This is a genomic window from Peterkaempfera griseoplana, assembly GCF_001418575.1.
GTDB lineage: Bacteria > Actinomycetota > Actinomycetes > Streptomycetales > Streptomycetaceae > Peterkaempfera > Peterkaempfera griseoplana.
Map to the genome: position 1 here is coordinate 1 of NZ_LIQR01000674.1, position 1,542 is coordinate 1,542.

Here is a 1,542-nt window from a genome sequence, read left to right on the forward strand (position 1 = left end):
AGGCGCTGGCCGACGGCACCATCAGCGACCTGGTGCGGTCCTACGCCCACGCCTACCGCCGGCAGATCGCCCTGCTGACGGACGGCGGCCACAAGCCCGAGGACACCGCCTTCACCCTGGACACGGCCGAGGGCCCGATCCTGGCGGTGCTCCGGGAGGCCCGGCTGCAGACCCGGGTGGCGCTGCTGGACGAGCTCACCGTGATCGACGGCTACGACCGCCGCTTCCGCTCGGGCGGCGGCTCCATAGCGCTGGACGACGCCACCCGCGCCCGGGTGCTGGCCGCCTTCGAGGAGTACCTGACCACCCTGCCCCCGGCCTCCCGCGCCCGGCCCGACTCCCTGCGGGTCAAGGACGTGGTGGGCCGGCGCGGGATCGGCATCGGCAGCGCCGGGCTGCCCTCCTTCAACCTGCTGCTGGAGGGGCACACCGACGCCCTGGAGAACGACGTCGTCATCTACATGAAGCAGGGGCAGACCCCGGCGGTCTCCCGCCATGTCACCCACCCCTCGATCGGCGGCTACTTCCGGCACGAGGGGCATCGCACGGTGATCTCCCAGCGGGCCCTGCAGGCCCACGCCGACCCCTGGCTGGGCCACGCCGAGATCGACGGGCTGGGGCAGCTGGTGGCCGAGATCTCGCCGTACGCCACCGATCTGGACTGGAGCGGCCTCGCCGAGCCCGAGGAGATCCGCTCCGTGGTGGAGTACCTGGGCCGGGCCACCGCCATCATGCACGCGGCCGCCGACGAGTCCAGCGGCCACACCCTGGTGCCGTTCTCCACCGAGCACGCCATCGACACCGCGATCGCCCGTGACGAGGAGGGCTTCGTCCAGGGCCTGGTGGACTTCGCCCACGCCTACGGCGCCCGGGCCCGCACCGACCACCAGATCTTCGTGGACCTGTTCCGCAACGGCCGGATCCCGGGGCTCTGATCCCGCCATGGCGGCGCGTCGGGCGGCGGACGGCGGACGGCTGAGGCGACCGGGCCTCTCCCCCGTCCCCGGTGTGCTGCTCCGCGCCGCCCGGGCAGCGCTGTTCACCGGGCTGCTGCTGGTGCTCTCGGCCGGCTCCCATGTGCTGCTGTCCCACGCGCCGCTGCCCGCCCCCACCATGGCCGCGGCCGGGGCGGGGGCCTTTGCGGCGGCCCTGCTGCTGGGGCGCCGCGAGCGGTCGTACGGGCAGATCGCCGCACTGCTGGTTCCGCTGGAGCTGGTACTGGACACCCTGTTCACCACCGGCCAGTCCAGCTGCTACTCCGCCACCGGCGGCGGACCGCTCACCGGCCCCTGGCACTCCGTCAGCACCCTGCTGGTCTGCGGCGGCGATCCGGCCTCCGGAGCCGCCGCCGTCCCCTCGGCAGGCGCCGCGGCCCCCTGGCTGGTCCTGGCCGCCCATCTGCTGGTGGGCCTGGCCGCGGCCTGGTGGCTGCGGGCCGGCGAGGCCGGTGCGTTCCGCGTGCTGCGGTCGGCCGCCGCCACGGCGGCGGCTTGGCGGAGCGTACCCGCACTGCTGGCCGCGCTGGCCGCCACCCGGGCGCCG

At 75.1% G+C, this 1,542-nt stretch carries 2 protein-coding genes; both read left to right on the forward strand.

The features are described 5' to 3' along the window. On the forward strand, positions 1–935 hold a 935-nt coding region (locus AOK09_RS35165), incomplete at its 5' end, for a DUF2252 family protein (protein WP_055591253.1). A gap of 7 nt (positions 936–942) precedes the next feature. Next, positions 943–1,542, forward strand: a 600-nt coding sequence (locus tag AOK09_RS35170; protein ID WP_157876171.1) for a hypothetical protein, incomplete at its 3' end; no start/stop codon positions are given.